Here is a 19,834-nt window from a genome sequence, read left to right on the forward strand (position 1 = left end):
TTAGTAGTTCTTTATAAAGTCTATATTTTCAGATTTGATTTCAAAAATATTTTGCATATAGTCAAGCATATTAGGACTACCTAATACACAAGAATTCAAATGTTCCAGAATCATGTAATATAAAGTTCCTAGAACACTCCTTTTTTTATCAAAACTTAATAAAATCCATTCATTTTCATCAGGATTATCTTGTAAAAATTCAGGGTATAAATTAACCTTAAATAAACCTGTATCTAAAGAATGCTTATTTATATTAATTAGTAATCCTTTATCATATAGGCATAAAACATTAGGTAAAAATTTCCAGTCAGTTGCACTATATAATTCTTTGATATGTTCAAATGAAAATTTAGTTGAATCACCAATAAGCATAAAAGTAAACAACGGATTTTTATAACTATAATTAGTAGTTGGAACATTTAAAAGTATTCCTTTCCCACCAGCATCAATGAAATTTGGACTAATATCATCCCGCTTCAAAAACTTATATACCCGTTCTTTTGTAATTATAAAATCTTTAATGTAATCTTTATTCCAGCTTGATTTTATTTCTGCATAAGAATAAATGGATTCATAAGTAAGATATTCTGTCAGATCGAAAGTTTTGTATAAAATTGGAGTACGAAAATTATCTGCGATAACTAGGTCTAACTGTGGACTTGTATTTAAATCTGCGTCAATAATATGTCCATTGCTAATGTAATATTTTTCAGGTAGTTTTTTCTTGAAAAAATTGCGTATAGAAATTTCAAATTGGTTGCCAGAAGATGGAATATCTCCAGAATTATGAATGATTTTAACCTGATTTAGGGCAATATCAATTCCATCTGCTTCAAAATTAAAAAAGGAATCAATTGATAATTTTCTAAATTCTTTATCTACTTTATCACTCATTACGTTCAAATATAGGATGTAATTATATAAATCAAAGTATTTTATTAATTGTACAAACAAATATAAGAAAGAATCTTACATCAAAAATACGGTTTCCCGTAAATAAGCAATAAGTCAATTTTTTATCAAAGAAAATACAATTAAAACTACTCAAATATTCAGAATCAGGTAAATAATCTTAAACAAATCTCCCAATTGCAAGATGTCTCTAATTACAAATATGTGAAATCAATTCTTTGCGGTAGCGAATAACTTCGGCATAGTATTTAATTTTGATTTTTTATTCTGTAAAGTTTTTCCAAAAATAGCAATATGCTTTTTACTATCATTGATTGCTTCAACAATAGGATCTATTGCATCTTCAGAAAATACTATTTTATATGTTTTGTCAAGTGTTTCAACCCAAATAAACTGATTAAATACATTATTTATTTTTGTTTTGTCAGGATTTTCAATGGGAAGTTTTTCATCGTTAATCCAATTTAAATACTTAAACACACACTTTAACTGATTTGAGGATAAATTGTAACTTGAAAGAATCTTTATTTTGTCAAATAAAGATGAAAAATATATAAAATCTCTTGGTGTTTTAGATTTTAATTCGCCAACAATCTTATATAAAGGTTTACCCTCATCATTAGAGATTTTTCCAATATCTCCTGCAGAAATCGCATTTAATATAATATTAAATGCACCTGCTTCGGATTTATCAACGTCAATTTCACTTCCAGATAAATTTTTATCTTTTTGATTATATCCATAAATCATATTTGTCTTTGGATTTATCATCAAAATTTCTTTGGGGTTAATGTCGAAAATTTCAGGCAGTAATTTTGACCAAATCTCCATAAATTCTTTACTCTTTTCATTTGCCTTTATTTGTAAGAATCTATTTATTTTTTGAGAATTTTCATTTGCTGTTTCATTCTTACCTGAAATTCGGTGTATTATTTCTCCTTTTTTTAATTTATAGTCTGAAAAATCATTTAAAGGAATTGTAATGTCATTATTTTTTTCAATTAGTAAGTAATAAAATTTTCTAGAACTTATTTGAAATTGTTGTAAATCTAAACCAAAATTACATTTTGTAATTGAGTCTAGTTTTTGATGAACTTTATTTAAATCAATTTTAGTAAATATTTCCAAATCTTTTTGGGCTAATCCACTATCAGAAATTTCTCCTGTAGTCTCATCTTCTGTAAATCCAACAAGAATAATTCCTCCATTATTATTTGTGAAAGAGATGATGTCTTTTCCAAAATTCCTAAAAAAGATTTCTGTTTCATCTGTTAATCCAAAATGATTTAATTCTTTTTTATAATCAATCAAATCATTTTCCTTTTTGAAAAGTCCTTGATTTTTAATATCACTAATTATGGAACTTACTTCCTCATTAAGTAAATGTAGATTCATATGTTGTAATTTTGAATAATATTACAAATAATATTTAAATTAATACACATTGTAAATTAAAGTTATATTTATTCAATTATGTAAAAATAAAATTGATTAATATTATTGGTTTTATAATTATAAGAACTTTCATTTTTAAAATGTCTTTGGGTTAAAATTATCAACCCTTTTCTAACTTATAAATAGTTTATTATAAATAAGTCTTCGCACTCTCCATTTTTTTAAAACAAGATCGTTTATAACTTCCAGCAATTGCAGAATCTCACAACCAAACCTCACAATAGATCTCCCAACTCCTCCGTTTGTTTAAAACAACCCTGTTTGTAACCTCCGGAGGACTAGGGAAGTCTCCAACAGTTTGCGGGAAAGTTCCGGAGGGCTCCGTTTGTCTGAAACAACCCTGTTTGTAACCTCCGGAGAACTACGGAAGTCTCCAACAGTTTGCGGGAAACCTTCGGAGGACTTCTTTGGTTTAAAACAACAGTGTTTGCGACTTCCGGAGCACTCCGTTGGTTTAAAATAAGATTGTTTGCTACCACAAAAGTTTTTTTTATATTTGATTTCTAATTTATTAATTAAAAACGCAAACAGATGAAAATTGCACTCACTAAGTTGAGCACCAAAGACCTCGCGACTTTGGCTCAAAGAATTATTTCAAACGCACAATCAGGAAAATATCCTGCCATTGCCAACCACCCGCTTATTGCGGCTTTACAGAGTTCCTATACGGAGTATGACCGGGTATATGCCAAGCAGAGCTACAGCGGAAAAGGGAAGGATGTTGCCACCGCGGATCATGAAAGGGATATTGCCTATTCCACTCTTAAGGCCTTCCTGAACGGCTACCGGAAACTGCCTTCCGCAGCGAACCGCCAGGCTGCTGAGGATCTGTACACGGTTTTTAAAACCTTCGGGCTGGATCTTGACCGGTTAAGCTATTCTTCGCAGACCGCACAGATGGGAAAACTCATTGAAAGGCTGGAAATTCCTGACAACACACAGAAAATCGCACTGCTGTCCCTTACTGCAGCATTTGCCGAAATGAAATCTAAGCATGTATATTTTGAGGAAATCTTTGCAGACCAGGCAGAAGCCAACGCCGGGCTCAGGCAGATGACCAGCGCGAGTGCCATCCGCAAAGATCTTGAAAAGCACCTGAAATCTTACCTTAATTTATTAACTGCCATGAAAGACGTTACCGGATGGGAACTGTTCTACAGTGACACAAACGAACTGGTAAAGGCTGCGAAAAATTCTTATCAGCAGAAAATCGGCAGTGAAGCAAAAACCGGATCATCCGGAAATGCCTGATCCTACGATAAAAAGTACTTCAACACCGTTGTTCATACCTTGCTCCCGCAGGTTTTCCTGTGGAAGATTATGGTTGCAGAAAATCTAAAACAAACTTTAAATGATGATACATGATATAATATATTTCCTATATTTGTCTCATAAAATGATATTTAAAAACATAAGATAATGATAGCGGAAATAGAAAAATACATCGAGATCCAGAACAATATTGATGAGATCCTGAAAAATTCGCCTTTCAAAATGTCGTATATTATTGAGAAATCCGGAATTAAGAAACCGACATTCTTCAAGAAGCTGAAGGAAAAGAGATTTACGCCGGAAGAGCTCCTGGTGATTTCCAAAACCATAGAAGTGAAGCCGTGGCGCAATGAAACCAAAGAAGAGATTCTGGAATCTCTGAAAAAAACTGAGCAGGATTTTAAAAATGGTAAGGGAATTCCAGGTGAAACTGTTTTAGAAGATATGAGAAAACGTATTGAAAAATATAAAGATGATACGTTACGAAATATCTGAAAAAGCACAACAGGATCTTTTGAATATTGAATGTTATCTTTTGGAAAAATGGTCGATTGATGTTTTGGAAGATTTCTTTGAGAAATTTAAAAAGGCAATTACTGTTTTGCTTGATAAAAAAATTATCTTTCAGAAGTATGAAGATACAAATTTTCATAAACTGCTTGTAACAAAACACAATTCATTAATTTACAGTTATGAAGAAAACGTCTTATATATTCACAGAGTCCTCCAGAACTTTCAGGATCCGGATGAAAATTACAACACTTTAAAATAAAAATAGGATATGAAAAAAATAGGAATCATCGGCTGCGGCTGGCTGGGGAATCACATTGCAGAAAGGCTGACCGGCCGGTATGAAATTTTTGCAACCACTACGACGCCTTCTAAAATACAGGAACTGAAATCTAAAGGCTATCATGCCACGCTGGTAAGCTTTCCTGATGAATCAGGTCCGGAAATGAAAGTTTGGGAAGCTGCAGCGCAGCTGGACGCCGTTATTATCAGCGTTCCGTTTTCCGGGCTTCGGGGTACGCAGGTTTCTATGACGGAGAAGCGCCGGAACCTGCTTCATTTCTTAGGTGACTTTAAAGGCCAGCTTTTTTATACAAGCTCTACAGGTGTTTATCCGCAGGAAGAAAAAGAGTTTACGGAAGACGATCAGCCTGCTGCGGAGGTGGAGAGTGAACGTTTTATTTTAGAAAAATTTCCCAACGCCAATATCCTGAGGCTGGCCGGATTAATGGGCGGTGACCGGCTTTTGAAAAACTATCATATCTCCGGACTGGATCAGCTGGTCAACCATATCCATTATGCGGATATCTGTTCGGTGGTTGAAAAAATGCTGGAAAACCGGTCCCGGTCCAAAGTATACAATGTGGTGGCGCCTGTCCATCCCAACAAAGAAGAGGTGATCAATGCGCAGAAAGGCCTTCCGTATTCGGGGGAACGCACTGATAAAGGCAGAACTATATCGCCGGCAAAATTAATGTCAGAACTGGGTTTTGAATTCCGGTATCCTGACCCAAGGTATTTTCATAATGCTGATGCTTAAAAATGAAACCTGCTGTTGGGCAGGTTTATTTTTTTTTACGGTGTAGGAGACTGTTTATATTCCCGCTGATTCCACAGATTCTGCTGATTCTTATGGGGATTTAATCTGCCGGAGCTGAGAGAGACAGTATGATTTATTTAGACAGGTACTTCCGTTTTATTTAAACAGGTAGGAGAATCAGATTACATCGATCTCCTTTGTGCCGCTATTTTTTCATATTCTGATTGGATGAGTTCTTTACCGTAGATCTTTTCCAGACGCCTTACGGTAAAATGCCCTTTGGCCATATCCTGGAAATGATTGATGAATATGGTATTGACGATGGCTCCGCCCGCCGCTCCGATGGCCGGGATAGCCTGGGCGGCCACCTTTTCCGTTACCTGAATATTAAAACGTGATGCAATTTTCACAACCAGTTTTACCAGTTGGGGCGCACTTTTGTCCGCCACAGCATTTTTTGTGATAAACTCAGCCGCGCTGCCTACTGATTTTGACAATGCCGCCCGGACCGTAAAGTAACCGCTTTCGGTGGCATCATCCGACTGGCTTTTGCCACCCAGTGCAAAAACTTCAAGACAGGCCAGTTTCGTAGCCGGATCATTAATGGATTCGCCTTCGCTGCGTGCAATGTCAATAATGGAACGGAGCATAATGGTGGTAGAAAGGGGAAGTTCAATAGCAAGCGCCGGAAGCCCGAAAAACCCGCCTATGGCACCGGATGAGGCAACCCCTATTTTGTGCCATAAATTTGAAGCCTTGGAATTGGGTGACTCCTTCATGGTCAACACCGCGGCATCAGCTGCTTTCAGCAAAGCGGTTTTTGTAATTTCGCCTATTTTCCCGTTCCAGCTAGCCGGGAGGCGTTCCAGTCCTTTTTCAATAGGGGAGCCAATAAGGTTGGTTATTTTGGCGGCTATTCCGGGGTTTTCCAGGATTTGCATGGCTGTGGATAATTCCTGGTGATGATTTGCGGATATGTTCATGATCTGATAATTGAATTGATGATAAATATTGATTAATAGTATGTTGTGGTTCTTAATTGTTTATATGGCGAACTGCCAGTCTGTATGAAGTTCCGAAGAATTTTATATCGGGAATCCTAATCTGGATATCCGGATAGGTTCTCAGTCTATTTTCCTCTGTATGGCGGAAAATATCTGAACGGACGTATGGAGTTCTAAAATGCACGGCAGGTAAACAGTATAATTGTAAGCTTAAAAATACGGAACATTTTTAAACAAATGCCTACCACTTTTGCCATTTCATTCATTCTCTTTTTTGCCCTTGTCTCAGGCCCGGAATGTTTTTCAAAGGATATTATATTGGAAGTAATGGGGTGTCAAATTTTTACGCTCCGGCCTGTAGCATTTTGTCTGGCAATATCCGGCATTCTGAAGCTTATCACCCTCAAACGGAAAAACGGTTTAAATACAAATAATCTGCTGAATATGGAAATCAGCTTAACGTTTTACACTGAGACGTAGATAAGTTTTAGTGTTTTCCAACCTTCTCAGTAAATAATGCATCTATACAATTAAAGATAAGATTTATTATGAAAATTACGATACCTCAACCCTGCCACGAGAACTGGGATACCATGACACCGGATGAACAAGGAAAGTTCTGTTCCGTATGCTCAAAAACCGTAAGGGATTTTACAGCGGCTTCCGATGAAGACCTAGCAGAAGCATTTTCCGGGATTTCCGAAACGGCGTGCGGACATTTTAAGGCTTCGCAGCTTAACCGCGATCTGCAGTATTCGCATATCAATTCCCTCTTTGCTAAGTTTGCCGTAGGTTTTGCAGTAACGGCAGGAGGGATTATTCCTATTCATGCCCAACAGCATGAACCACAGGAAAAGATAATAAGGCAATCAAAAGTAACAGGAAAAGTAATGCCCGGATTGATAAAGAAGGATACGGCTGATACCCGGAACCTTGTTTTAGGCGGCATCCACCGGGTAAGCCTGGACACATACCGGCCTTTGTATGTTATTAATGGCAAAATGGGTACGGAAAGTGATTTTAAAGCCCTTGACCCGAAATCCATTAAGGCATTAGAAGTACTTAAAGGGACTTCTGCCACTGATCTCTATGGTGAAAAAGCGAAGAACGGAGTGATTGTGGTTACTGTAAAGCGGAAGAGAAAATAACAAACATTAAAAGATAAATTAAAGAATACTGATCATAAAATAAGTGTATAAATCAGGCTGACCTATCTGTTCACCAGTATTTTTTCAACAGAATCAAGAATTTCTTTTTCTATCGTATCTTCGTCAAGCGTTTCAAGTGTATAAGCCGCAGGTTTCATGGCTGCTGTTCCGGTACCGTTCTGGAAAATAGTATCCAGGTGAATCCCGATCCTCTTTAAATTTTTGTCCGCCGTAAACATGATATGCGGAAACTTGTCATTCGCATAAAAATTAGAATTCACATTCCTTGAAACCTGAAGCCTGATATGGCATTGGAATTGGATGCCCGATCCGGTTGTGGTTGCATGCTCTTCACTGAACGTGATTTTACATCCGAACCCATTTTCCCTCAGCATCCTCCTGAATTCCTGCATTGTAGGGTCAATGAAATTTTTGCACAGGCTTTTGAAACCTTCAATAAACAGGTCCTCTTCGCTTTTTTTCTTTTCCAGGCTTTCTTTCCGCTTCTGTTCTTCCGATTTCAGATTTGAGAACAGGGTATTTAGCTTATTTATATTTTCTTCCTTCATGGATGTGGTATTGGGCCTTTAGATGAGCTTTTGTATTGTCATCTTAAAGCCTTATGTTTAATATTTTCCAAATATAAATAAAATTGCAAAAATGGATATGATGTAAATATCGTAGCCTGAGATTAAAATATTTTCTGAAATTTATAGGAATTTGAGGTCCGGAGAATGAGGAAATGAAAGTATCCTATATTAATTCTCATTCAAAAAACCCTGTAAATAGAGCAAATCTATCAATCTTCTCTTTCAAAAATCAAATTTTACGGCTACCTTTAATATATTCAAATATCAATTCACCATTATTAAAAAAGTAAAAGAATTATGAGTTCAGAAAACACGACTTCATTTCATGACCTGTTCAAACCTGAAAACGAAATCCCTGAAGAATATAAAGTACCCGAGATCCACCAGCGTGTCTATCTCCTTAATGGGGAACTGGTAGAGTGGAGCGGCGAGGTAACGGAGATCTATTCGCCGGTCTGCATCCGTACGGAAAACGGACTGGAAAGAAAACTGTTGGGAAGCATCCCGAACATCAGCCCGAAAGAAGCAATGGACGTTCTGGATGCTTCGGTAAAAGCCTATAATAACGGGCTGGGCGAGTGGCCTACCATGTCTGTGGAAGGGCGTATCAAGTGTATGCAGAAATTCGTCTACCTGATGATCAAGGAACGTGACCTCATCATTAAACTGCTGATGTGGGAGATCGGGAAAACACTTGCCGATTCTACCAAAGAATTCGACCGGACGGTAGACTACATCAACCAGACCATCGACGCACTGAAAGATCTGGACAGGGAATCGTCACGGTTTCAGCAGGCTGAAGGAACGATTGCCCAGATCAGAAGGGCTCCGCTCGGCGTGGTGCTGAGCATGGGGCCGTTCAACTATCCTTTGAATGAAATATTCACAACGCTGATCCCGGCACTGATCATGGGAAATACCATCCTGTTCAAGCTTCCCAAGCACGGGGTTTTAGCACATTATCCATTATTAAAGGCATTTAAAGAAGCCTTCCCGAAAGGAACCGTCAATACTTTATACGGAAAGGGCGCAGACATCATTACTCCGATCATGGAAAGCGGAAAAGTAAATGTCCTTGCCTTTATCGGTTCCAGTAAAGTGGCCAACGGGCTTAAAAAACTGCATCCCAAAGTCAACCGTTTACGCGCCATCCTGAGCCTGGATGCAAAGAATGCAGCCATCGTGACCAAGCATGCGAATCTGGATGTGGCGGTAAGCGAGTGTATGCTGGGCGCACTCTCATTCAACGGGCAGCGGTGTACAGCGCTTAAACTGATCTTTGTACAGAAAGAGGTGGCAGAAGAATTTACCCAAAAATTAACCGCTGCGGTTTCAGCCATGAAGGCCGGCCTTCCGTGGGAGAAAGATGTGAAGATCACGCCGCTTCCGGAAGTGAACAAACCGCCTTACCTGAAAGAATGTATCGACGATGCCGTTTCAAAAGGCGCGAAGGTGCTTAATGAAAACGGAGGCCTGACCGAAGCATCCTTTGTTTTCCCGGCAGTGGTATATCCGGTGAACAGTGATATGAAACTCTACCATGAAGAACAGTTCGGCCCTGTTATTCCTATAGTTCCGTTTGAGAATATCGAGGAGCCGATCGAATATCAGGTAAATGCTTCCCACGGGATGCAGGTAAGTATTTTCAGTGAAGATCCGATGGAGGTTTCCCAACTGATTGATCCGTTTGTTCACCTGGTGAGCCGTGTGAATATCAACTGCCAGGCACAGAGAGGGCCGGATGTTTTTCCTTTTACCGGAAGAAAAGACAGCGCAGAAGGTACACTTTCCGTTTTTGATGCATTGCGTTCGTTCTCTATCCGTTCCCTGGTGGCGGCAAAAATCACTGATGCCAATAAAAACCTGCTGAATACTATTGTCAGGGACCATGACTCAAATTTCCTGAGTACCGATTATATTTTTTGATCTGTAAATTAAATACAATGATAAACAGTAATTTAAAGCATATTTATATTTGATAATCAAATTACCGGCGATAAAAATCAATCATAAAAAAACGGTCAGCAACTGAATGCTGGCCGTTTCTATTATTATGTATTTATTATCTATTTAACAGAAGGTTATTATGTGGTTAAAAACCTGCTGATGATGCTGTTCAGATCTTCTGCATGGGTAACATTCAACCCGTGGGGTGCACCTTCGATAATTTTGAATTCATTGTTGGCGATTCCCTGTGCAGCCTGCTGCCCGGCCGTTTTAATAGGAACTACTTTATCATCGTCACCATGTACGATTAGGGTTCTTACGTTCACATTACCGAGCTCAGGACGGAAATCCGTATTTGCCCAGCTTTCCGCACATTTAATGGTTGCAATCGGATTGGCGCATGAAGCGATAGACCAATCGTAGTCCAGCTGTTTCTGGCTTACTGACTTTGAAAGCAGTCCGTAATTGTAAAAATCTTTGTGGAATGATTCCAGGAACGTAACACGGTCAGTTTTCAGGCTTTCCATAATAGTATCCAATTTTTCCTGCGGGACACCATCCGGATTGTCTTCTTTTTGTTTCACCACCGGAATAATGGATGATATCAAAGCTACTTTGTCTACGTTATCAGAGCCATAGTTCGTCAGGTAGCGCACCACTTCGCCGCCGCCCATAGAAAATCCGAAAAGGATTACATTTTTCAGCTCCAGTTGGGAGATTAATTCATGAAGGTCCTGCGTCAGGCTGTCATAATCATATCCGTCCGCAGTAGGCGATGATTTTCCGAAACCTCTTCTGTCATATGAAATGACACGGTATCCCAAATTCAAAAGAACGGGAATCTGCATTTCCCATGATTTGCCGCTTAACGGCCATCCGTGGATCAGGATAATCGGTTGTCCGGATCCGAAATCTTCATAATAAAGTTCGACGTTCTGATTGTCGCTTTTTGTGATGTAAGGCATATTGATATTTTTTGATGTAACTCAGGGGTCACAAATATTGAGCCATAATAATCCGGATATAAAAATTAACAGATCTGTGAAAGCATTGAATTTTTGCGTCCGTATTTTTTTAATTATTTTCCGCAAAAAAGTGTAACAATTTTTTAAAAGAGAAACTAACGTTACAGAGCATAAGAAATCATGGCCTCATCAGAACAGGAATTTTTACAGAAAATCGAACAACATAAAGGAATCATTTTTAAGATTTCCAAAATGTATATGGATACGAAAGATGACCGGGATGATCTCTTCCAGGAGATTACCTATCAGGTCTGGAAAGCCTACCCTCATTTCAGGGGCCGGAGCGGATTTTCTACCTGGCTGTACAGGATTGCGCTGAATACAGCGATCATATTCCTTAAAAACGAAAAGAAAAGGAGTTTTATCGGGAACGGAGATTTTTCTGATTATAAAATTATACAGGAAGAATCTGATGCCGGAAAAGAAGAAAAGCTGAATGCCATGTATAAAGCAATCCATCAGCTGAACCCTATTGACAAAGCTTTTATCTTCTATTATCTTGAAGATGTCACCGGAAAGGAAATTGCAGAGCAGATGGGGATTTCCGAAGGGAATGTAAGGGTGAAGATGAACCGCGCCAAGAATAAACTGAAAGATATTTTACAACATAATACAATTAACCTTTAAATCAAGAAATAATGAATATAGACGAGCTTAAAAACGCATGGAGTGAAGACGATTCCCTTGTTGGTACTCCTGAAATCAGTATGGAGCAGAAGAAAACCATCCATCTTCCGCTGGAAAAAATGCGTAAGAACATGCGCATGGAATTCTGGTCTACTTTTGCACTTTTTATTTTCGGTTTTTTTATAGTCTCTTCCTGTGAAGCTCCTTTTAAGTTTAAATTTTACATGGACATCCTGTTAGCTTCGATGATTTGCGTCACTTTTTTCTTTTTCAGTAAATTTTTCCGGCTTTATAAAGACATGACGGATCCGCTGATGAAGACTTCTGAAAACCTGAAAGATCTTCTATACCAGTTTGATCTTAATAAACAGTATTACCTTTCGTTCTATCTTACTTTTATTCCGTTCCTGGTATGCGAACTCATTATTGTCATGGAATTTATTCCGCGGCCGCAGCCTCTTTCCGATGCAAAAATTGCCACCGTGCTTATCGGGAGTTTGGTCTTTGGATTATTGGCTCTGTTTGCTTTCGGGAACTTCTGGTTTAAAAGGCTGTACGGGAAATATATTCTGCAGATCAAAAATCTTCTGAATGATTTGGAAAAATAGGTTACGGCGGGCTTTCAGCCCGCCGTAACCTATTTTTACTGTATATAATAAGCCGGAAATTCCCGGAGCAGCGAATACACGTCCCGCCATTCAAAATAATCCGGGCTGACGCTGTTTACCTCTTTAAAGCCACGGTCTTTAAATAATTTTTTAGTCCGGCTCACATGAAAATACTGGGAAACAACCATAATACTGCTGAACTTCAGCTTTGTACGCAATTGTAGTGTATTTTCAACCGTTGCCCGTGTGTTATTGCCAAAGTTATCGACAATAATCAAAGAATCGGGAATGCCCTTTGAAATAAGGAATGATTTCATTCGGCTTCCTTCGTAATATCCTTCTTTTCCCAGTCCTCCGCTGACCAGGATTTTTCTGATCCGGTGGCTTCTGTATAAATCAATCCCGCTTTCAAGACGCTGTTCAAGCCTTTCTGACAAGGTGCCGTCTTCATTTACTTTGCTTCCCGGAATAACGGCAAGGTCTGCTTTCTTACCGTCATCAGAAATACCGTCAATTATAATGAACGCGGAATGAATAATAAACCATGCAATAAATACGGATGCAGCCATTTTAAAAACGGTGAAAAGTTTTTTTACCATAAAATTAGGGTGATCTATTTCGTATCAGCCGTTTTTTCTCTCTGGATTTCATGCATCACCCAATCCAGCTGAGGGTCTTTTTTACTGATGATATCGTTCAGCGTTTCCTTAACGGCAACATCAGGAAGGACACCTTTTTGGGTATGGGTAAACGTAATATCAGGCTGTACCAGCAGCAGCCCGATAGGGAGATCGATTTTAGAATTCGGAAGCTGCTGGTAAGAATAAAAACCGGCTACGGTTCCGTCGTTGGCACCTCCTGTTTCTTCGCCAACCAGAACAGCCCGTTTGTCATTCTTCAGTTTCGCCGTAAAAATGGAAGACGCTGAAAAGCTTCCTCCGTTCATCAGTACAAATATCTTTCCGGTAAAAACATTTTTGTCCGGCTTTGCTTCTTTATCGGCTTTCATACGGTAATAAAACTTTCCGTTTTTTTCATAGGTACCGAACGCCTGTGCAAAGAAAAAAACCGGATAGGTGATCCCTTTGATTACATAATCCAGCAGGCTGCTTTTCCGGAAATAATTCGTTTTCAGGGGAGCCGTCTTCGAGGTGACCAGCGACGGTTTTACCAGAACATAAGGCTCCGGGCTCAGATAAGAGTACAGGTTATGGATTTCTTCCAGGGAACCGCCGTAATTATTCCGGATATCAATGATCAGGTATTTAGATTTTGCCTTTTTAATCTTGCTGAACGTTTCATTGTAAAATTTCACGGAATACGCTCTTGAAAAGCTTTTTACTTTGATATAGGCAATAGCACTGTCTGCATCCAGGAACTTGAAAGAACGGTTATAAGAATCACTGAAGGCTACATAATCGTTGATTTTTTTCTCCGGAGTCCGTTTTTGCTGAGCTTTGTCTTTTTCAAGATCTGCCGCATTTTTTGTTTCCCTTGTCAGGAAGTAGGTTTTTTTTACTCCGTTGTAAAGGGTTTCCAGTTTTGCCCCGTTTTCATATCCGTTCTCCGCTACATAAAAATAAAACAGCCAGTCTTTTAAGAAATAAGGCTGAAAAGTGGTATTAAAGCCGTCGCTGTTGATGAGCTGACCATACTTTTTGACATAAACGGAAGCCGGAACAGAATTGATGGACAGGATTTCCGTTCCCGGCTTAATCCTCTGAATCGAATCTTTGTTTTCTGTGATATAAAGATGTTCGCCCTGAACATAATACCCGAAACGGCTGAACATGGCTTTCTTGTTTTCCAGTGTTTTGGTTTCCTTTCGTGAAAGCTTTTTCATCGGTATTCTCAGCGAGAGATGTGCTTCACGGATATCTGAGATCACCGGCTGTAATTTAAAATAAAACTGCAACGGCGTCAGCGGTTCATGGATTGTTTTTTTGATACTGTCAAATTTGTAGTCCAGGTTTTCTTTTGAAATATACCAATAGAGCTGGGGATGCAGTTCTTTCAGCCGGTTGTAGGCAAAATCTACATCCGCTCTCAGTTTTTCCGGAGGGAGGCAGGATGATCTCTGCTCATTGTGCCTTCTGGTTGATGCGCAGGAAGTTACTAGAATGAGTAAGAAGATGAGGAAACAGTTCTTCTGCAATTTTTATTGTATTGGATTTCAAAAATAAAAAAGTTTACTCATTATTCTGAAAATAAATTGATAATTATTTAAACTAATTTAAAGGTTTACGGTTTATGGACCGTCATATGCTGTAACATCATACATTTGATATCCTATAATAATGATATATACCCTAATTGCCATAGCCGTTTTGATTATTTTGCTTTATTTTGTGATTACCGCCAGAGAGGTCTTTGGTGCGGAAGCAAAAGGGAAAAGGCTGGAAAGGATGCAGCAGTCAAAACATTACAAAGACCGTCAGTTTCAGAATCTCAGTGTTACGCCCTCGCTTGCCGAAGGATATTACATGCCGAAAGTAATGCTCGATTTCTTTTTTAAAAAGAAAAATCCGCTTTTAAAACCTTTAAAAGATATTCCGGCGGTGCATACTGATCTCAGGAGCCTGCCTGAAGACCGCGATATTTTTATATGGCTGGGGCATTCATCCTATTACATGCAGCTGGACGGCATTTCTTTTCTGGTGGATCCTGTGCTGAGTTCCTATGGTTCCCCGTTCCGGTTTTTTAACAAAGCCTTTGCCGGAGCTGACGTGTTCATACCCGAAGATATTCCTCATATTGATTATCTGATTATTACCCACGACCATTATGATCATCTGGATTATCCTACGGTAAAGGCGATCAGGAGCAGGGTAGGGAAGGCAATCCTGCCTTTGGGAGTGGGTGCCCATCTGGAAAGATGGGGATATGAGCCCGGACAGCTGATTGAAGAAGATTGGGAAACTGAAGTCGGTTTAAAAAACAATATTAAAATCACCTTTACGCCGGCAAGGCATTTTTCCGGCCGGAAAATGAAAAGAAATGGTACTTTATGGACTTCCTATGTTCTTGAAACCCCGTCCCAGAAGCTCTTTTTGGGAGGCGACAGCGGTTATGACACACATTTTAAGATGATCGGCGAAAAATACGGGCCTTTTGATTATGCCATTATTGAAAACGGACAGTATAACGAAGCCTGGAAGTACATTCATGCGCTGCCTGAAGATGTTATCCAGGCAAGTATAGACGTGAATGCCAAAAATATTATTCCGGTACATTCATCAAAATTTGCGCTGGCCCTGCACGCCTGGAATGAGCCTCTGGAACAGGTAACCCGTCTTGCAAAAGACAGGAACTTAAATGTACTGACTCCGATGATCGGCGAACCGGTTGACTTGAATGAGCCCCGCCATCAGTTTAACAGGTGGTGGAATGATTAATTTAAGCGTGCCAGATCTCTTTATATCTTTCCGGATGGTTTTCAAACTGCTGCCTTACAAATTCGCATTCCGGATCAATCAGTAAATCATTCTCTTCAGCGTATCTTACCAATTCGTCCAAAAGCGTTTTTGCATAACCTTTACCTTCATATGCTTGATCGATCTTGGTGTAATACACAATCAAAACCCTGCCGTCAATCTTTACCGACATATATCCCGGTTTTTTTTCATCAATCAATAGTTGAAGTTCATCCTGATGGGGGGAGACTTGAAATCTTATATTTTCCATAATACTGATATCTATAGGTTGATATGCTCAATAAATCACAGTATTAAAATTAGGGATTTAAAATGAAAATAAATGCAATTAAATGGACTTAATATATATTCAATCGGATTACGAATTAAAATTTATAAATATTTAACAAACCTTATGGATTTAAAAAACCGATCTGGCATTTTATTTGAAAATCATATCGTATTCAATTAAAAAGTGGAAAATGAAAAAGTTATTATTAACCGCTGTGTTTATGGGCACATTCGGATTAAATTATGCACAGTCAGATAATTACAATGATTACAGAAGAAGTGTTACGGATGTCAACTGGCAAAGTGTGATTTCTGATCTTGTATTATCAACTACCCAGGCAGACCAGGTCTATGCTTTAAATGACCGTTACCGGGATTATGATTCCTGGAACAGGGTATATGTCAATAATCCTGACCGGTGGAGAAATGACCGATATGTAGAACTTGAAAGGATTATGGGAAAGGATAAATATGCAAAGTTTAAAAACAAATACTATAAAGGCCAGAATCCTGTAGCCGTTTACAACAGGAATAAAAATAACGATAAACGGTATAAGCACATGAATAAAAAAGCAAAGGCCCATCAGCCTAAGCACCATGGAAAGAAGAACCATTAAAAGCGTTGATTAAATATATTTAATACTGGATCAATTGGCTGTTCTCCGGAGCAGTCAATTTTTTTTGATAATTAACGAGGTGGGATTGTTTGATTTTTATAATTTTGAATCATGGAATCCAGAGAAACGATAAAGGGCTTTTATGAACGTAATGCAGACCAGTTCGGTTGCGTAAAAACTCCCGGGATAGGGCATTTCAATGTATTTTCCCGCGATCACTGTTCATTCATTACCCCTTACAGCAGAAGAGATTACTATAAAATTTCTTTGATCATAGGCAAAGGAACGCTTCATTATGCGGATAAATGGATTTATGTCAACCGTCCCGTCCTGCTGTTTTCAAATCCCGTAGTGCCTTATTCATGGGAAGCGGAGAATGAAGACCAGAAAGGCTTCTTCTGCCTTTTTACCGATCAGTTCCTGCACAACGGTAACCGCTTCGGAACCCTTCATGATTCAGGGCTTTTCAAAGTAGGCAGCACACCGGTTTTCTTTGTTGATGAGCGGCAGCAGGAAACGGTAAGTAACCTTTTTCATAAGATGATGGCCGAAATCCAGTCGGATTACCTGCACAAATATGATGTGCTCCGGGCCTATCTCCACCTGCTGATCCACGAAACGATGAAGATGCATCCTGCAGATAATTTTGAACCGTATCAGAATGCTTCACAACGGGTGGCGGCCCTGTTTATGGAATTGCTGGAAAGGCAGTTCCCGATTGACAGCCCGGAGCGTTACCTGAGACTGAAAACCCCGATGGATTATGCAGAGAGCCTCTCAATCCACGTCAATTCACTCAACCGCTCCGTTAAGGAAATCACCGGAAAAACCACCACGCAGCAGATTACATCAAGGATTATCCATGAAGCCCATGCACTGCTGAGGCATACGGACTGGAATATCTCTGAAATTGCATACGGACTGGGTTTTGAAGAGCCTGCCTATTTCACCAATTATTTTAAAAAGCAGACAGGGATGACACCGAATGCCGTAAGAACAGCAGCTGTTTGATTTTTATAATTCTTTGTTTGATTTCTATATTGAAACCCTATCGTTTCTGTTATAATTTTGTCTCGTTAATTTAAAATCACAAGAACTTATGAAATTCAGAAAATTAGGAAACACAGGAAAAGAATTGTCTTCCATCGGTCTGGGATGTATGGGAATGAGCTTTGCTTATGGACCTGCAGACGAACAGGAAAGCATACAGACCCTTCATAAAGCACTGGATCTGGGTGTCAACTTCCTGGATACGGCAGATATGTATGCCAATGGGGAAAATGAAAAGCTGATCTCGAAAGTACTGGTACCGAACCGCGACAAAATTTTCATTGCAACCAAGTTCGGATTCAGGTTTAAAGACGGCCAGGCAGGCCACAGCGGTGCCCCGGGAACATACTTTGACGGCTCGCCGGAGTGGATCCGGAAGGCGGTTGACCTGAGTCTTCAGCGGTTAAAAGTTGATGAAATCGACCTGTATTATGCCCATAGGGTAGACCCGGGCATCCCGGTTGAAGAAACAGTAGGCGCAATGGCTGAACTGGTAAAAGCAGGAAAAGTAAAATACCTGGGACTTTCGGAAGCGTCCGCAGAATCGATCAGGAAAGCACATGCCGTCCATCCGATTACTGCTTTACAGTCGGAATATTCACTTTTGACACGTGATGTTGAAGGAGGAATCTTACCTATAATCCGGGAGCTTGGCATTACTCTGGTCCCTTATTCGCCGCTGGCAAGAGGACTGTTTTCCAATATCACCGAAGTTCAGCATTTCGGTAATGAGGATTTCAGGAAATCGCTGCCGCGTTATCAGGAAAAATACCTGGAGAATAACAGAAACCTGGCCGGAGCGATCAATGCCTTTGCAGCATCAAAAGGGGTAAAGGGAACGCAGCTGGCACTGGCCTGGGTCCTGAACCAGGGCGAAGATATTATCCCGATCCCGGGGACCAAACGGATTAAATACCTCGAAGAAAATATTGAAGCCATAAATATTGAACTTTCTGCATCAGACCTGGAAACCATTGATGCCATCCTGAAAAAATATCCGGATACCGGGGAAAGATACAGTGAAGGTTCTATGAAACTGGTAAATAACTAAAGATGAAATGGTCCGGGATTCTGAGATTTATCGGAAACCCGGACTTTATGATAAAAGATTAGAAACAGCAATGGTTACACTTAAAGAAAAAAATAAATTTATTGCCACCGTTCTGGCATTTGCCGTAATCCCGATGTCAGGGCTGGCAACCGATATCTATCTGCCTTCCATGCCGAGTATGGCCATTGAGCTGCATCAGCCGGAAAGCAATATCCAGCTTACCTTATCCATATTTCTAATCAGTTACGGGCTAGCCCAGTTTTTTGCCGGGAGCATTGTTGATTCATTCGGGCGGTATAAAATTTCCATGATTTCACTTGCGCTGTTCGTGGTTTCATTTATGATTACCGCAACTACCCAGAATATTTTTGTGATTTACGCCATGCGGGTCCTGCAGGGAATGCTGTCGGGATTTGCCGTGGTATCGAAGCGTGCTTTTTTCGTGGATGTCTATGATGGGGAAGAGCGGAAGCATTACCTCAGCATTATGACGATTGTCTGGTCGGTAGGGCCAATTATTGCTCCGTTTATCGGCGGTTATCTGCAGAAAATTTTCGGATGGCAGTCGAATTTTTATGTGCTGGCCGGATATAGCCTGCTGCTGTTCATACTGGAGTTTGTCTTTTCGGGGGAAACACTGAAAAAAAGGAATCCTTTTCATTTTGAATTTTTACTGAAAGAATACAATTCCATGTTCAGGGCGAAAGACTTCTTTTACGGAATGATCATGTGCGGACTGAGCTATTCCATGATTATGTTTTTCAATTTGTGCGGGTCATTTATTATCGAGCATAAAATGGGATATTCGGAAGTGGTGGCCGGGTATGTTTCGCTGATTCTCGGGTTTGCCTGGATGACCGGCGGGTTTTTAGGGAAAGCACTGATCAACAGAGCATTCCTGCCTAAGATCCGGTATGCCAATTTTGTACAGCTGGGACTGATCGTGGCCATGTTTGCCGCTTCTTATTTTTCCAATAATATTTACAGCCTGGTGGCTTTTGCCTTTTTAATCCATATTACGGCCGGATTTATTTTCAACAATTATTTTTCCTACTGTATCGGCCGTTTCCCGAATTCTGCCGGAATTGCAGGCGGGCTGACAGGCGGGGTTGCCTTCATCATCACCTCAGCCATCAGCTACGGCATTGTAGCCGTTATAAAGCCGCAGGTTCAGCTGGAAGTAGCAGAAGGGTATTTTGTGCTGGGTATTTTAGGGCTGCTTGTTTTAAGCATGATTAAATTGAGAAAAGCACATGGTTAACGATAACCCTGACT

At 39.7% G+C, this 19,834-nt stretch carries 20 protein-coding genes; 12 read left to right on the forward strand and 8 right to left on the reverse strand.

Annotated features, from left to right (window positions below; translation table 11 throughout):
* A complete protein-coding gene (locus tag SD427_RS07810) occupies nt 1–894 on the reverse strand; it encodes a DUF6602 domain-containing protein (RefSeq protein WP_320560713.1) in 894 nt (297 codons plus the stop codon).
* Between the two features lie 228 nt (nt 895–1,122).
* Nucleotides 1,123–2,307 carry an RNA-binding domain-containing protein gene (locus SD427_RS07815; protein ID WP_320560714.1) on the reverse strand — a complete coding sequence of 395 codons (1,185 nt, stop codon included), beginning with the start codon at nt 2,305–2,307 and terminating at the stop codon, nt 1,123–1,125.
* 591 nt (nt 2,308–2,898) lie between these two features.
* Between SD427_RS07815 and SD427_RS07820 the strand changes: the two genes are divergently transcribed.
* The 3 genes from SD427_RS07820 to SD427_RS07830 all read left to right on the forward strand — a co-directional run bounded on the left by SD427_RS07820 (nt 2,899) and on the right by SD427_RS07830 (nt 5,188).
* Complete coding sequence (locus SD427_RS07820) at nt 2,899–3,618, forward strand: DUF6261 family protein (RefSeq protein WP_320560715.1); 720 nt, start codon at nt 2,899–2,901, stop codon at nt 3,616–3,618.
* Nucleotides 3,619–3,786: 168 nt separating this feature from the next.
* A complete protein-coding gene (locus SD427_RS07825; RefSeq protein ID WP_320560716.1) occupies nt 3,787–4,134 on the forward strand; it encodes a hypothetical protein in 348 nt (115 codons plus the stop codon).
* Nucleotides 4,135–4,420: 286 nt separating this feature from the next.
* Nucleotides 4,421–5,188: an NAD(P)-binding domain-containing protein gene (locus tag SD427_RS07830; protein WP_320560717.1), complete on the forward strand. Its 768-nt coding sequence runs from the start codon at nt 4,421–4,423 to the stop codon at nt 5,186–5,188.
* A 182-nt stretch (nt 5,189–5,370) separates the two neighbouring features.
* Here the strand turns inward: SD427_RS07830 and SD427_RS07835 are convergent, their stop codons facing one another.
* On the reverse strand, nt 5,371–6,171 hold the full coding sequence (locus tag SD427_RS07835; protein ID WP_320560718.1) for an EcsC family protein: 801 nt from the start codon (nt 6,169–6,171) through the stop codon (nt 5,371–5,373).
* 569 nt (nt 6,172–6,740) lie between these two features.
* Between SD427_RS07835 and SD427_RS07840 the strand changes: the two genes are divergently transcribed.
* On the forward strand, nt 6,741–7,340 hold the full coding sequence (locus SD427_RS07840) for a TonB-dependent receptor plug domain-containing protein (protein WP_320560719.1): 600 nt from the start codon (nt 6,741–6,743) through the stop codon (nt 7,338–7,340).
* 62 nt (nt 7,341–7,402) lie between these two features.
* Here SD427_RS07840 and SD427_RS07845 read toward each other — a convergent pair whose 3' ends face one another.
* Nucleotides 7,403–7,909 carry a hypothetical protein gene (locus SD427_RS07845; protein ID WP_320560720.1) on the reverse strand — a complete coding sequence of 169 codons (507 nt, stop codon included), beginning with the start codon at nt 7,907–7,909 and terminating at the stop codon, nt 7,403–7,405.
* 318 nt (nt 7,910–8,227) lie between these two features.
* Between SD427_RS07845 and SD427_RS07850 the strand changes: the two genes are divergently transcribed.
* Complete coding sequence (locus SD427_RS07850) at nt 8,228–9,856, forward strand: NADP-dependent glyceraldehyde-3-phosphate dehydrogenase (RefSeq protein WP_320560721.1); 1,629 nt, start codon at nt 8,228–8,230, stop codon at nt 9,854–9,856.
* A 158-nt stretch (nt 9,857–10,014) separates the two neighbouring features.
* Here the strand turns inward: SD427_RS07850 and SD427_RS07855 are convergent, their stop codons facing one another.
* Nucleotides 10,015–10,842: an alpha/beta hydrolase gene (locus SD427_RS07855; protein ID WP_320560722.1), complete on the reverse strand. Its 828-nt coding sequence runs from the start codon at nt 10,840–10,842 to the stop codon at nt 10,015–10,017.
* 180 nt (nt 10,843–11,022) lie between these two features.
* On the opposite strand from SD427_RS07855, the gene SD427_RS07860 reads away from it, so the two are divergent.
* Complete coding sequence (locus tag SD427_RS07860) at nt 11,023–11,529, forward strand: RNA polymerase sigma factor (RefSeq protein ID WP_320560723.1); 507 nt, start codon at nt 11,023–11,025, stop codon at nt 11,527–11,529.
* Between the two features lie 11 nt (nt 11,530–11,540).
* Nucleotides 11,541–12,137 (forward strand): hypothetical protein, encoded by a 597-nt coding sequence (locus tag SD427_RS07865; RefSeq protein ID WP_320560724.1) that lies wholly within the window; start codon nt 11,541–11,543, stop codon nt 12,135–12,137.
* Nucleotides 12,138–12,172: 35 nt separating this feature from the next.
* On the opposite strand, the gene SD427_RS07870 is transcribed toward SD427_RS07865, so the two are convergent.
* Both SD427_RS07870 and SD427_RS07875 read right to left on the reverse strand, forming a co-directional pair.
* Complete coding sequence (locus tag SD427_RS07870; protein ID WP_320560725.1) at nt 12,173–12,736, reverse strand: YdcF family protein; 564 nt, start codon at nt 12,734–12,736, stop codon at nt 12,173–12,175.
* Between the two features lie 14 nt (nt 12,737–12,750).
* Complete coding sequence (locus SD427_RS07875) at nt 12,751–14,292, reverse strand: S41 family peptidase (protein ID WP_320560726.1); 1,542 nt, start codon at nt 14,290–14,292, stop codon at nt 12,751–12,753.
* A 142-nt stretch (nt 14,293–14,434) separates the two neighbouring features.
* On the opposite strand from SD427_RS07875, the gene SD427_RS07880 reads away from it, so the two are divergent.
* Nucleotides 14,435–15,532 (forward strand): MBL fold metallo-hydrolase, encoded by a 1,098-nt coding sequence (locus tag SD427_RS07880; protein WP_320560727.1) that lies wholly within the window; start codon nt 14,435–14,437, stop codon nt 15,530–15,532.
* A gap of 1 nt (nt 15,533) precedes the next feature.
* On the opposite strand, the gene SD427_RS07885 is transcribed toward SD427_RS07880, so the two are convergent.
* Entirely contained in the window at nt 15,534–15,821 is a 288-nt protein-coding gene (locus SD427_RS07885) for a GNAT family N-acetyltransferase (RefSeq protein ID WP_320560728.1), read from the reverse strand.
* Between the two features lie 211 nt (nt 15,822–16,032).
* Here SD427_RS07885 and SD427_RS07890 point away from each other — a divergent pair, with 211 nt between their 5' ends.
* From SD427_RS07890 to SD427_RS07905, 4 genes are all read left to right on the forward strand, one after another.
* Complete coding sequence (locus SD427_RS07890; RefSeq protein ID WP_320560729.1) at nt 16,033–16,458, forward strand: hypothetical protein; 426 nt, start codon at nt 16,033–16,035, stop codon at nt 16,456–16,458.
* 111 nt (nt 16,459–16,569) lie between these two features.
* Entirely contained in the window at nt 16,570–17,469 is a 900-nt protein-coding gene (locus SD427_RS07895) for a helix-turn-helix transcriptional regulator (RefSeq protein ID WP_320560730.1), read from the forward strand.
* Nucleotides 17,470–17,557: 88 nt separating this feature from the next.
* Nucleotides 17,558–18,559: an aldo/keto reductase gene (locus SD427_RS07900; protein ID WP_320560731.1), complete on the forward strand. Its 1,002-nt coding sequence runs from the start codon at nt 17,558–17,560 to the stop codon at nt 18,557–18,559.
* 70 nt (nt 18,560–18,629) lie between these two features.
* Nucleotides 18,630–19,820 carry an MFS transporter gene (locus tag SD427_RS07905; RefSeq protein WP_320560732.1) on the forward strand — a complete coding sequence of 397 codons (1,191 nt, stop codon included), beginning with the start codon at nt 18,630–18,632 and terminating at the stop codon, nt 19,818–19,820.
* Nucleotides 19,821–19,834 lie beyond the last annotated feature (14 nt).

This window comes from Chryseobacterium sp. JJR-5R, assembly GCF_034047335.1.
Taxonomy (GTDB): domain Bacteria; phylum Bacteroidota; class Bacteroidia; order Flavobacteriales; family Weeksellaceae; genus Chryseobacterium.